This window comes from Brevibacillus laterosporus LMG 15441, from assembly GCF_000219535.2.
GTDB classification, from domain to species: Bacteria; Bacillota; Bacilli; order Brevibacillales; family Brevibacillaceae; genus Brevibacillus_B; species Brevibacillus_B halotolerans.
Window position 1 is genome coordinate 2,948,620 of the sequence record NZ_CP007806.1, and the last position, 13,726, is coordinate 2,962,345.

Genomic DNA, 13,726 nt, shown 5'->3' on the forward strand with positions numbered 1-13,726 from the left:
ATTCTATCTTTACATATTGTATGTCGCTATTGACAATAGTCTACTATATGAGCATGTAACATTTGGAATTTATATAATCTTATATTATAATTCTTTATATGTAAAATAGGTGTTTTCATCATTTCTATTTTTTCTCATATCAATATCAATGATACGGAGTGTTTCTAGAAGTCCGTATCATTGATCGTTTGTAAAACACAAATCCTCTTCGTGTATACATATTTCATCAAATCATCAAAATCTCCCTGATTTCCTGCTCCGTTAAAGTAGATAAAGCTTCATGACCTGGCTGAATTACTTCCTCAATTAGATTTTTCTTTTTCTGCTGAAGCTCGTACATTTTCTCTTCCACTGTGCCTTGAGTGACCAGACGTAGAACCTGCACTACGTTTTTCTGTCCTATTCGATGGGCACGATCAGCTGCTTGCTGTTCTACAGCTGGGTTCCACCATAGATCATAGAGAATAACCGTGTCTGCCCCGGTCAGGTTCAAGCCAGTGCCACCTGCTTTTAAGGAAAGAAGAAACAATTCTCGCTCCCCTTCATTAAATCTGTTACACAGCTCAACCCGTTCAGCAGCGGGTGTACTCCCATCCAAATAAAAGTACGGTACCCCCAAATACCCCAGCTCACGACCAATTAATCCAAGCATCTGGGTAAATTGAGAGAACACCAGTATTCGTTTCCCAGCGCTTAGGCACTCTTGAATAACCTCTAGCAATTGTTCAAGCTTGGCGGAGCTTCCTGCGTAGTCCTCGACAAACAGAGCAGGATGACAGCATATCTGGCGAAGCCTAGTCAAACCAGCTAGAATTTTAATCTTGTTTTTCTGAAAGTCATCCTCATCCAAATGTTTTAATGTCTCCTCCTGTAATTTTGCCAGATAGGCGACATATAATTTTTTCTGATCTGGTAGAAGCGCAGACGCTTGCAGTGATTCAATCTTTTCGGGGAGTTCCTTTAATACATCGGTTTTCACGCGGCGTAATATAAACGGTCGAATTTTTTTAGCTACCACTTCTTGCGTTACATTATGGAACGCCTTTCTATTCTGAAAGAGTTCTGGGAACACGGCGTCAAAGATCGACCACAATTCCTCCAGTTTGTTTTCCACAGGTGTTCCAGTAAGAGCAAAGCGATACTTGGCCTGAATTTCCTTTACTGCCTGTGCCGTTTGAGTGACGTAATTTTTGAAAGCCTGTGCCTCGTCCAAAATAAGAGTATGAAACATCGAGGCAGCATACAAATCAATATCCCTACGCAGTAGTGGGTAAGAGGTAATGATAACATCTGCCCCTGATGCTTCTCGTATGATGCTAGTGCGCTCCACCCTGCTGCCATCAGCGATGACTGTCTGAATCTCGGGTGCAAATCTTTTCAGCTCATTGCGCCAGTTGTACACCAAAGAAGCTGGGCAGACAATTAACGCTGGCACTCCCTGCTCTCGGATCTCTGGTAGCACGGACACGATAAAAGCGATGCTTTGCAATGTTTTGCCCAGTCCCATATCATCTGCTAGAATACCGCCAAAACGATAGTGCGCTAACGTTTTCATCCATTGAAATCCATATATCTGGTAGTCTCGAAGTACATGAGCTACGCTTTCGGGTACAGGAAAATCCAGATTGTCAGGATTTCGGATATTTTCTAAAAGACGTCGAAGCGATTTGCCCAGCTTGACGTTCTTGCCCCTTTCATGTGAATCAATCAAATGAAGTCCACGGACTAATGGAAGGCGTAGATTCGCTTCCTTCCACTCCTCTTTTCGTATTCCTAGCTCATTTATAAAGAGGGAAACCTCCTGGAACTCCACACTTTCCAACGGTAATAATGCTCCATTAGGTAATCGATAGTATTTTCGCTTCTCTTCAAGCGATTTCAGTAGCTTTCGAATATCTGAATCAGGTATTCCAGCCATATCAAAATTAAATTCAAGCCATTGCATTCGCTCATCTACATCTACTGTTATCTTAGGAGGAGTATGCCCAGTGTGAAGTCTTACTTTTACTGCTGTGGTTGCATATACCTTTAAGAGCTTCTCTAGCACGGGAATGACATGGTATAAAAATTCATATTCTGCCTCTTCATCATCCATAAAATATCCTGCTTCCGTCTGCACAAAGGAGCTGTTTTCCATAAGCTCCAGAATACGTCGCTCCTGATCACCATCCCTCATGAGAATCGGATCAGTATCTCTCTTCCGGCTAGTAGTCTCCAAAGGGTTGATGATAATATCGCCATATTGAAATTCAAGACCTGCAAGCAATCGATCTCTCACTCGGTCTAGGTATAGCCTTGCCTGTAACGGTGTTTGTACGATTTTCTCAGAAACAGCTTGAGCAATATGCACACTTCCTAGCTTTATCAGACCAGGTATAACCTTTTCCATAAAAGGTTCCATTTGCTCGGGCTGAATCTGAACCTGATTCCTGTGCGATGGATCAAGCATTCTTTTTAATTCAAGGAGACGCTTGCACTGTTCCTGCTGGAGCTTGATAAGCTTTCCATCCGAAAGGACTACTTCATATGATTCCATGATGGTGAGCTTATCTAAGCCTCGAATATCCAACCGATAGCCTGTAGACTGCGCTTGGTCGAATTCAAATTCCAGAGGCAATGGCCCATCGGATAAATGGATACCATCAAGTAGACGATCTCCCTGCTCAAGTTTTACCAATGGGGCCTTCATTAGCAGAGCTAGAAGAGGCTCCCATGAAAAAGGAGGAATCAAAAGCATCCGATCATCGCTCTTCCTATTAGCATGGACGGATATATTCCATGTATCTTGAAACATTCTTTCGTTTTTACTAATTTGGACTAATTGCTGAAGAACTTCATCATTTTCTTTTTGAAAGCTATGAAGCTCAGGATCATAGGCAAAGTGTTTCGAGAATATAACCCCTTCACGACGATCCATTCGGTCAAGAAATTCTCTTATATGTTTAACCACATAGAGTCGTTTTGGCCCTAATTTAAGCTCTAGACCAAACATGTACCTACCATAACCATAATGGAAGGGCCTACAAATAAACTCTACGTCAAGAACCTCCCTTGTATCTAGGGGTGTACGTGTACTGCTTGGACGCAACGATTGGCGGCTAAATATCCTCAGCATATGTTTTGCCATTTGTGCATCTGAATCAGAGAACATTGTAGACCGCTCCATAGAATCGGCAAATTTTGCTCTGGTATACTCGCGCCCCTCAGCTATCCCCTCTCTAGCCTGTATCTGACTAGCATTGATACGATTATTAAATGGTCCGCTACTATCCTGATCACTATCCCGTATACTTAACAATACAGCAGCAGTATGCTGACAAAATTTATCGTACGAAGAAAGGGTAGGACAAGTGCATTCCGCACTCACTTCCCCTCGGTCTATTCTAACAGTAACCTGGTAACCACTCCCGGCATTTACCGTTGCTTGATAGCTTTGTTGATCTGGGTCATAATTCGTAATCATCACCTTGCCCGTTCGATAATATACGTCACCTTTTTCGTAAGAGACCTGACCGCACAAGGTTTTAATGATCCTTCGACTTAACTGAAAGCTCATTGCACTGTTCCTTCCTATTGCATGTTAATTTACTCTATCCGGTTTTACTTTCGTACCTATGATAGCAGAAACAGCTCCAAATAAGAAAAGGTTCCTTGATAACAAACATCTTTTGCTACTAGAATCGAAAAAAATGTTCCTTCTGCAAGACAATCCCTAGTTAATATGTTTTGTCCAAATGTAAATCAAACAGTATAATGAAAGTATTTCATGCATGAGAGGAAGGTGCCCGGCTTTTGTCTACAGCAGGAGTCTTCGAACGTATTCAAATTAATTTTCACCTGTTATCTTCTAAGGAAAAAGAAATTGCAGAGTACATCCGGAAGCATAAGGATCTGATGTTAAATATTAATATTAAAGAATTAGCACAGAAAGTAGAAACATCCACTTCGACCATCACACGGTTTTGTAAGAAGATTGGCTGTAATAATTTTGTCGAATTTAAAATCATGTTAAGTCGTGAGGTTGCTCCTACAGAAACAAGTGAAAATACATTTGCTCAAGTAGGAAATACCTATTTGCAGATCATCCAGTCTACGATTGAAATGATTGATCCAGCGATTATCAAACAGATTGTTCAATTGATTATAAACTCACGGGTTATTCACATCTATGGAATCGGCAGCTCAGGCTTGACCTCTCTGGAGATGAAAAACAGATTGGTACGGTTTGGCTTGCTGGTCGATGCGATTATTGATCCTCATATGATGCTGATGGATGCTTCGCTTTTAACCAGCAATGATTTGGTCATTTGCCTGTCAAATACGGGGCTGACACGTGAAGTCATTGATGCTGCTAGGGAAGCTAAGTCGCATGAAGCCACTGTCGTTAGCATCACAAACTATAATCACACGCCCCTCACCGATACCTCTGATATCGTCCTGTTCACATCCAACCTTCGACGAAGTGATGAATTACAATTGGTGCAAAGCCAGCTTGCATTCTATTTCATCATTGATGTCATTTCGATGCTGTTAGCCGAGGATGCTGAATTATTGGCAAAACGCCAAGAAACATTGCGCGTTCTTTACCAGCATAAACAAGGATAATCTTTGAAAAAAAGAAGGCTTTCACCAATTGGCGAAGCCTTCTTTTTAGACTCTACATCTGCCTTTCTCTTACTAATAGAGAGATATAGTGATTATTATGCTTTCGCAAGCTGACCAACAAAACGCTTTGTAATCTGCTGTGGACGCGTTATGGCCCCTCCTACAACTACAGCATAAACCCCTAGCTCTAAGCAGCGCTTAGCCATAGCAGGAGTCAAGATATTTCCCTCCGCAATGACTGGCACAGAAACACATGCAAGTATTTCTTGCAAAAGGGAAAAATCGTTATCGTACAGCCTTTGCCCGATACTCTGAGAGGTGTAGCCAACGAGAGTAGTAGAGACAAAATCAAAACCAAGCTCCTCTGCCTTTTTCGCTTCTGCCAAGGTAGCAACGTCCGCCATAAGCAATTGGGACGGGTATTTCTCTTTTACTTCCTGAACAAATCGTTCTAGTGTTTTCCCGGCTGGTCGAATTCGATCAGTCGCATCTAGCGCAATAATTTCGCAGCCTGTCTCGACTAGCTCATCTATTTCTTTCATCGTTGGGGTGATATAAATTTCTGAATCGTCGTAATCGCGTTTGACGATTCCCATAATTGGTAGCTTGACCTGCTTTTTAATTTCTGCAATATCTTCCCGCGTATTGGCACGAATACCAACAGCACCGCCTTCCTCAGCTGCCCGTGCCATTCTCCCCATGATAAAAGCGCTGTGCAAGGGTTCATCAGGCAAAGCCTGACATGATACTACCAAGCCATGCTTAATTTGTTCTTTTATTACTTCGTTTGTAATCTCATTCACGGTACCTACACTCCCAATGTTTCTTCAATTTCATTTTTAATGATAGTCACATGTGGTCCATAAATAACTTGAACGCCGTTTCCCTTCAAAATGACACCTTTTGCTCCTGTCTTCTTCAGCTCTTCTTCAGACACTTTTTCTCCGTCAAAAACGGTCATACGTAAGCGAGTCGCGCAGCAATCCACATCTTTAATATTTTCGCTTCCACCTAAGGCTTCAATAATAGTAACGGCACGGCTTGTTTGTGCTCCATCCGTTTCAGCCTCATGTAAACCCTGATCCGTTTCACGTCCTGGGGTTTTAATATTAAATTTCTTAATCGCAAAGCGGAAAGTGAAGTAGTACAAGAAGAACCAGAAAACACCGATTATTGGAACATATAACCAGTTTGTTTTGGCAGTACCTTGCAGAACTCCAAACAGAACAAAGTCAATAAAGCCACCAGAGAAGGTTTGACCAATCGTAATCTGGAAAATATGAGCCATCATAAACGCTAGACCATCAAAGAATGCATGCACAGCATACAAAACAGGTGCGATGAACAAGAATGAAAATTCGATCGGCTCCGTAATTCCTGTCAAAAAGCAGGTTAGACCCGCCGAAAGCAGTAGACCGGCAACTTTTTTGCGATTTTCTGGCTTCACACATTGATACATGGCCAGTACCGCTCCTAATAGTCCAAACATCATGGTAATAAAGCGTCCTGACATAAAACGAGCCGTTCCGATATAAAACTGCGTTGTGTTTGGATCAGCCAATTGGGCAAAGAAAATTTTCTGAGTTCCTTCCACCAATGTTCCATTGACAACCAATGAACCGCCAAGACCTGTCGTCCAGAATGGCATGTAGAAAATATGATGCAAGCCAAAAGGACCTAGTAGACGAAGAATAAATCCATAGAAGAATGTTCCAATGTATCCTGTTGATTCAACGAGGCCACCTAGCTTGAAAATTCCTGATTGAATAGGTGGCCATACAAGAAACATCGCTACTCCCAGCAAAATAGAGGCAAATGAAGTGATGATAGGTATAAAACGTGAACCACCAAAGAATCCTAAAAATTGAGGCAGTTCAACCTTGTTATACCGATTATGCAGAAGGGCTGTTAAAACACCAACAACAGCACCTCCGAAAACCCCAGTTTCTAATGTTTGAATGCCAAGCGTCATTCCCTGACCAACGGCTGCCAAATTCTCAGTTGCTAGCTTGCTCGTAATAATGAGCATCGCGTTAATAGTGGCGTTCATAACTAAATATCCTAATACTGCTGCTAATCCAGCGGTTCCTTTATCAGAACGAGCCAAACCTACTGCAATCCCAACAGCGAAGATGATAGCTAGGTTAGCAAACACAATAGAACCGGCTGAACTCATAATGGTGAAAATGGCTTGTAACCAAGGTACATCTAAAAATGGATACGCTACCAATGTATTGGGATTTGACAGGGCTCCTCCAATACCAAGTAATAAACCTGCTGCAGGAAGAACAGCGATAGGTAGCATGAATGATTTCCCAAAGCGTTGTGCATGTTCAAAGAATCCGCTCATTTTCTTCTCCCCAGTTCTATGATGAAAATTATTTTCGTTTTAATTTTAAAATAAGGTAATCATTTTCGTCAAGGTATTTTTGTAATCGTTCTCATGATTCCCCAATCCTCTCCTTTTTCCTACGTACAAAGACAAAAAAACCAGTACACTCCTGTTTTGGATTGAATGTACTGGTTTTACTCTTTTTTATTCTATCTATGTTTAGCTTTCCTCACAAAGCAGTAGCTGAACTAATCTATAATTTGGATGTCTTCTACTTTTCCATAAATGGACCACCATGGAGAAGCTTTATCTAATAATTCGTTTAAATGATCAATATTATACTTCCCTTTGGTTTGTAGCCACTGACGCAACCCCTCTTCGTCTCCTTCTCCATAAGCAGCTACACCGTCAAACCAAGTAGCCCGTCCACAAAGTACACCGCAAAAGGCAGACTCAGCTTCGATTGCGAACTCAATGGTTTTCCGGAATAATTCCGATGTAACGCCTGCACTTAAATAGATAAAGGGTAGGGTAGCTAGGTCTGATGCCTCTTTAAAATGTCTGGCAGCTTCTTCTTTCGTATAAGCATGCTCTCCATCTGCAAATCCCTCAACATAGTTGAAGTTAACAGGAACCTCTACCTTTAATACATCTATCCCGTAACGTGGTTTCGAGAATTCTTGGATGGATGCCTTAACTTTAGCCGGCTTTATTTTTGCAAACTCGATGCTTTTTGTGTCTTCCACAAACTGATCATAAACAATGGGCTCCACAAAAAGCGGTATATCTACCGCTCTGCATTCCGCTCCTACTCTTTCCAGGAATGCATGCTTCTTTTCATTAATCTCGGCAGGTTCGCAAGGATCATAGTAGACTAAAATCTTAACGGCATCTCCTCCCTGTTCTTTAATTCGAAGAGCAGACAAATCTTCTATCACATCTGGTAAACGTCCGGGTTCCGTAGCATCATATCCTGTTTTCTCATAAGAAAGTAACAATCCTGCTCGATCATCCTTTGCTTTCATACCGTATTTTCCTGTTTCTAGGTCTAATAGGATCGCACTAACGTAAGGAGTTAATTCACGGGAAACAGCCTCTTTAAAAATCTTGACCTGTTCTATATGATATGAGTCTCCTTTGACTTTTTGAATCATTTTCTTCATAGAGCCCCTCTGGTCAATGGCTAAAGCAGCGATTACTCCTTTATCGTTCGATAACCTCTGTAATCCTTCAAATTTTCCGCGTTGCATCTTCATCTTACCTTCACTCCCTACTATTCATTGTGGAAAAGGAGATACTCCAATGCCAAACAATCCAGTTAATGCATATCAATATGCTTGGGAACTTGGCCTTCAGGAACCTTGCCGTCCATACTTAAATAGTAATGATTAATTGGGTTTAATTGATCATCCAATTCATATACCAGCGGAATACCAGTCGGAATGTTTAAGCTTACAATACCGTCCGCCGAAATTTGATCTAAATATTTGATTAAGGCCCGAATCGTATTTCCATGAGCGGAGATAATGACCTTTTGGCCTTTTTTCAATGTAGGGGCAATTTCCGTATCCCAATAGGCTAAAACTCGTTTTTCGGTATCCTCAAGATTTTCAGTGAGAGGAAATTCCCCTTCCTTTAGTGCTTTATATTTTGGATGAGAGGCTTCAAAGCGCTCATCATCCTTTGTCAGAGCAGGCGGGCGTACATCGGTTGATCTTCTCCATAATTGAACCTGATCTGCTCCATATTTTTGACTCGTTTCTGCCTTATTTAAACCTTGCAAGGCCCCGTAATGACGTTCATTTAACTGCCATGTTTTATGGACAGGAATCCACATGAGATCCATTTCATGTAAAACAATCCATAAGGTACGAATTGCTCTTTTTAAAACAGAGGTGTAGCCTACGTCAAACACATATCCATTTTTCTTCAGGATCATTCCTGCTTCTCTTGCTTCTTGGAGTCCATTCGTGGATAAGTCCACATCTGTCCATCCTGTAAACCTATTTTCGAGATTCCATAAACTTTGTCCATGCCGAATAAGTACTAGTTTCATCATCACTGATACCCCTTTCTTCCCAAAAGGTCCTTTCGTAAGTGATCAGCCTGTCAGGTATACATGAACGATTCTTTTTCTCAACTTCAAGTAAGGTTATTCATATGTAGTATAGCATTAAATTGGTATTTTATTTCCTGCGTGGAAACGACACAAACGATACAAACAAATAAAAAAGGCAACTAGAACAGTTGAATCCTTTGTTCCTAGTTGCCTCAAGTCCTTCCATATTGCTACCGCTGTTATTTACGGTTGATGATTTAAAAGGTCATAGCCTGTTGCACAACATGACTATCAACATATTGTTTAAATTTGATAATTTTTCCCTCATGAAGGTGATAAATGTGTACAAACTCTGCTTGAAACGCTTTGCCTGTTGCTTTATAGGTTCCAGAATAAACCCCTTCAACGATAATGATATCCTTCTCGTTTACTTCATGATAGGTGTGTACGCTTGCCTTGAAATCGTCCCATTCCGTTGCCAAACGGCTAAATACATTCTGCATGACAGCCTCTACACCAATGTATGTTCCACCATATGGAAAGCCTGGTGCCTCCGTCCATTCTACGAAATCCGAAAGGGCTGCAAGCAAATGCTGAGCGTTAGAAGAAGATGGACCCTCGTATGTTCTGCGAATGATTTCTAAGTTAGTTAGTTGACCCATATAAGTATCCTCCAAATTCAGATAAGCAAGTCTGAAATCAATCTATTAGCATTCTCCGTCCAGTGAGCATTGCAATCCATCAAACTCGTTTGTCTTATTTTTATCTAGTTCCTTATCAATAATTTTTGCTAAGGTTTCCTTGTTAGCTAATCCCTGTACCACTTCGTCACCAATCACAAGCGTTGGAACAGCCATAATTTGCGCTTCTTCATAGGCATGCTTTAATAGCTTCTGATGCACTTCTTTATATTTTCGTGTTACCAAGGCTTCCCTGCACTCATCCATATCAAGTCCAACTTCACCCGCTAGTTTTGTCAGCACATCAATATCTTCAATGTTTTGTTCTTCTTGGAAAAATGCTGTAAACACTCTATGGTGATACTCATTGCCTTTCCCCTGTTCCTTCGCGTACTGATAGGCTTCAAATGCCAAGTGTGTATATGGATGTGGTGAAACACGTGGCAAACGCATATCAATTCCTAGCTTTTTAGCAGTCGGAAGAATAAAGGAATCCCAGGAGCCAAGCTTGTCAGGCTCCTTCCATGGATCAATTTTTGAATAAGGACTTGGACGCAATTCGAATGGCATCCATTCTACCTCTACATCTTTTTCCTTCGCGATCTCATCTAAAGGGCCTTTTCCTAAAAAACAAAATGGACATATAAAATCAGAGTAAGCTTTAATTTTTATCGTCATCGCTACATTACCTCAGCTTTCCATTTATAATCCTATTGTCATAACCATGCTAGTCATATAAAAAGATTCAAGAATATACTATTCAACGACTGGGGATTCACAAAGAATCTTCTACAGTACTTGTCGTCTTGTTAACATGTAACAATTATAGTTACAACTAAAGTTTAAGTCAACCATTTTATACGATCCATTTTAGAATTACTAATACGTTAAAAATTTATCCTCATTCAGCCACATTTCATAATCACCTCTCTCCTTACCTTGCCGCATATGAAAAAAAGCCTTTTCTCCGTTACGAAAAAGGCTTCCAGACAAAGCTTATCAATGTAATTTATCCATTTCACTCAACATCTGATATTGTCTGCGCAGCTCTCTTTTTACAATTTTCCCGCTAGGATTACGCGGTAGCTGATCTGTGACCACAACAAACTTAGGCACTTTAAAGGAGGAGAGACCTTTTTTACAAAATTGCAATAATTCTTCTGTTTCTATTTCTTCTCCTGCATTCGCTACTACAATCGCTGTAACTGCTTCGATCCAATACGGATGCGGAATACCGATCACTGCCACCTCCGAAACCTTTGGATGCTGATACATCCATTCTTCAATTTCACGACTAGCTACGTTTTCACCTCCCGTTTTAATCATATCCTTTTTGCGATCAACCACTGTTATATAGCCCTCTTCATCCATGCTACCGAGGTCACCACTATGAAACCAGCCACCTTGAAAAGCACTTCTCGTTTTCTCCTCATCCTTAAAATAGCCAAGCATGATATGACTGCTCCGATGTACAATCTCGCCGATATGGCCAATTGGCACTTCGTTTCCTGACTCATCAACAATTTTTGTTTCTACATGTAATGCAGGCTTCCCAGCCGAGCCTGTTTTGCGAAGCTGATCATGTGGTTTTAATACGGTGGCTAGTGGAGCTACTTCTGTTTGTCCATAAAAATTATACAGCTTGCTTTGAGGTAAGCGCATACAAAGCTCTTTGATAATCTCTACAGGCATGATGGCAGCTCCGTAGTAGCATTTTTGTAACGAAGATAAATTACGTGCTGCAAAATCCTCGGAACGCAACAATGCGATCCACACAGTAGGCGGACAAAAAAGCTGTGTTGCCCCGTATCGTTCTACCGTCTCAAGCATCAGTGCAGGTGCAGCATGCTCTAAAATAGTACCGCTTGCGCCAACATATAAATGAGGACCTAAGAAACAATGAAGCTGGGCGGAGTGGAATAACGGTAAAGCATGAACCAAAATATCCTGCTCCGTCAAATCACCATCTAAGATTACACTCATGTATTGCGCTATCAAGTTTTTATGAGTAAGCATAACGCCTTTTGGCTTGGACTCCGTACCACTTGTATACATAATCTGAGCGACGTCATCATCATCCAAGTTCACATCGGGCTCCACTGTTGGTAAGTCAGCAATCATCGTACGTAATGGCATCCATTCCAAAATAGGATCGGCAGGGCTTGATATGATGGCTCGTAATCGCAACTCGCAGTTCGCAATCTCATTCGCTTTATCTGCTACAGCTAGGAATTCTGGCGCAACAAAACAAGCCTGAATCTCTGCATGTCCCATGATATATGCAACATCCTCTACATTCAGCATATAGTTGATCGGGACCATAATAACTCCCGCTTTGGCTAAAGCGAACGTAACAATTACAAAGTCAAGTGAGTTACGGGATAGTACTGCAGCACGATCACCCGTTTGCAGTCCCTTAGAGCAGATGTATTGAGCTGTTTGGTTTATTAATGAATCGAGTTGTTGGTAGGTAACCTCCTCCCTTTTAAAACGCAAAGCTATTTTTTTCGGAAAACGGAGACTGCTTCTTCTGATAATATCCCCTAATGTATTGCGGCGAGTTCGTTGAATTTCGCTCATTTTCATACCTCCCCACTATTTCTCTTTATTATATATGGGTTTGGTACGTTTTCAGAATGTTTCGTCATAAATAAAACCTTTTCTTGCTCATGCACCAGTGACTGTCGCAGAGACTGCTCAGACGTTGAACAGTCTCTTTATCCGATTTGGTTACCCCTATTTTTTTCTGTCTGCTTTCATTAACTGTCTCTGCAACTCGTCCTTCTGTTCCTCTACTAGCAGTTGGTTTGCCATTGGAAAAAGAACCATCTCTTCTTTCATAAAGTGATCGGATAAAACTACGTAGGCTTTCGCTACAGGATCGGCTGTCATAATAGCTGAGTTCTTGTCAATCGTTACACCTACTGTGCTCATTTTTTCTTTGAAATGTACGAAATGTTGTTTCGCTTCTCGGTGTTCCTCTTCCATGACTGCAATAGGTCCGTTCTCTCCACCCGTCAGCTCAAATATCATGGGGAAAAAGAAGGATTCTTCACGTTCGGCGTGCGTTTCTAGCATAAGCAAAAAACTGTCTACCTTTTCTTCTAATGAATGCAGACTTTGAGCATAGCTCTTCTCATCTCCCGTTTTCCCCATTGTAACGGCTTGTTCATACAACTCTTCCATTAACTGCCGGAGCGGACCATGCTCGTTCTTTAATTGTTCAAATGCAGGTGATAAATCTTTATGCATGGCACTTTTCCTCCTTGTTTTCTCTGCTTCTAGTATACTTGTTTTTGCTAGAAATAGTGAGAAGTTGTAACGTTTTTACCAAAATAAAATAGGCACCTCCTTTTGCCCCTCAAGAGATGCCTATATCCTTTTGGATTTTTACCGTTTACCTTGTATTCTCTTCTTCCTGATGGATGAATTGCTGTTCGACCAATTCCTGGTGAAAACGTAAAAAGTGTAAATAGACACGGACAGCCTCATCAAAGCGCTCCATACGACTTTGTAATTGTTGCTGTTCACTAAGACCATAGAAGCGGCATTCGTGAACATGCATCACCCAGCGATCGAAGTCTCCTTTTCCAAACCAAATACGCTGATGAAAAAATTTTCTCATCATGTATAAAAATGATTCTTGGGAATAGTGATCTTGAAACTTTACGACTTGGTTCTCCCATTCATTTCGGACTTCCTCATGAAAAACGCTAAGGAACCATTTCATCGTACCTTCCACTAAAAGTCCGATATTCGTCCAAGCAAGTAATAAATCCCCAGGCTCTGTGCTCTGCATATGTAGCCAACGGTGCAGGCTTTTCGATAAACTAATCTGGCACAATAAGGTATCTGCCGTGACTAGATGAGCAGTAGACAGTTGTTTCGATCGAGGAGGAATGCTCCAACTTGCATGAATGCTAGTGTGTCGTTCAATTACTTCATCTACGACTTGTTCTAATGGCATTTGCTCTACTTGTTCCCATGACACCATAACACGTTCTCCCCCTCATCTGTTATAATACAGTTATTCTACTCGCTTTTCTCTGT

11 protein-coding genes are annotated in these 13,726 nt (G+C 41.2%); 1 reads left to right on the top strand and 10 read right to left on the bottom strand.

Annotation, left to right across the window (positions count from 1 at the left end; genetic code table 11):
- Positions 1 to 226 precede the first annotated feature (226 nt).
- Positions 227 to 3,556: a DEAD/DEAH box helicase gene (locus BRLA_RS12750; RefSeq protein WP_003336234.1), complete on the bottom strand. Its 3,330-nt coding sequence runs from the start codon at positions 3,554 to 3,556 to the stop codon at positions 227 to 229.
- A 236-nt stretch (positions 3,557 to 3,792) separates the two neighbouring features.
- Between BRLA_RS12750 and BRLA_RS12755 the strand changes: the two genes are divergently transcribed.
- On the top strand, positions 3,793 to 4,605 hold the full coding sequence (locus BRLA_RS12755) for a MurR/RpiR family transcriptional regulator (protein ID WP_003336233.1): 813 nt from the start codon (positions 3,793 to 3,795) through the stop codon (positions 4,603 to 4,605).
- A 95-nt stretch (positions 4,606 to 4,700) separates the two neighbouring features.
- On the opposite strand, the gene BRLA_RS12760 is transcribed toward BRLA_RS12755, so the two are convergent.
- From BRLA_RS12760 to BRLA_RS12800, 9 genes are all read right to left on the bottom strand, one after another.
- Complete coding sequence (locus BRLA_RS12760) at positions 4,701 to 5,384, bottom strand: N-acetylmannosamine-6-phosphate 2-epimerase (protein ID WP_197718116.1); 684 nt, start codon at positions 5,382 to 5,384, stop codon at positions 4,701 to 4,703.
- A 29-nt stretch (positions 5,385 to 5,413) separates the two neighbouring features.
- Positions 5,414 to 6,955, bottom strand: a complete 1,542-nt coding sequence (locus BRLA_RS12765; protein WP_003336231.1) for a PTS transporter subunit EIIC — start codon at positions 6,953 to 6,955, stop codon at positions 5,414 to 5,416.
- A 230-nt stretch (positions 6,956 to 7,185) separates the two neighbouring features.
- Entirely contained in the window at positions 7,186 to 8,193 is a 1,008-nt protein-coding gene (locus tag BRLA_RS12770; protein ID WP_003336229.1) for a tagatose 1,6-diphosphate aldolase, read from the bottom strand.
- A 62-nt stretch (positions 8,194 to 8,255) separates the two neighbouring features.
- Positions 8,256 to 8,996 (bottom strand): 2,3-diphosphoglycerate-dependent phosphoglycerate mutase, encoded by a 741-nt coding sequence (gene gpmA / locus BRLA_RS12775; protein WP_003336228.1) that lies wholly within the window; start codon positions 8,994 to 8,996, stop codon positions 8,256 to 8,258.
- A gap of 257 nt (positions 8,997 to 9,253) precedes the next feature.
- Positions 9,254 to 9,658 (bottom strand): nuclear transport factor 2 family protein, encoded by a 405-nt coding sequence (locus BRLA_RS12780; protein ID WP_003336227.1) that lies wholly within the window; start codon positions 9,656 to 9,658, stop codon positions 9,254 to 9,256.
- A 45-nt stretch (positions 9,659 to 9,703) separates the two neighbouring features.
- Positions 9,704 to 10,354, bottom strand: coding sequence for a DsbA family oxidoreductase (locus BRLA_RS12785; RefSeq protein WP_003336226.1), 651 nt, complete (start codon positions 10,352 to 10,354; stop codon positions 9,704 to 9,706).
- A gap of 321 nt (positions 10,355 to 10,675) precedes the next feature.
- Positions 10,676 to 12,256, bottom strand: a complete 1,581-nt coding sequence (locus BRLA_RS12790) for an acyl-CoA synthetase (RefSeq protein WP_003336225.1) — start codon at positions 12,254 to 12,256, stop codon at positions 10,676 to 10,678.
- Positions 12,257 to 12,412: 156 nt separating this feature from the next.
- Positions 12,413 to 12,928 (bottom strand): hemerythrin domain-containing protein, encoded by a 516-nt coding sequence (locus BRLA_RS12795; RefSeq protein ID WP_003336224.1) that lies wholly within the window; start codon positions 12,926 to 12,928, stop codon positions 12,413 to 12,415.
- A 145-nt stretch (positions 12,929 to 13,073) separates the two neighbouring features.
- Positions 13,074 to 13,670, bottom strand: coding sequence for a hypothetical protein (locus BRLA_RS12800; RefSeq protein WP_003336223.1), 597 nt, complete (start codon positions 13,668 to 13,670; stop codon positions 13,074 to 13,076).
- Positions 13,671 to 13,726: the final 56 nt, after the last annotated feature.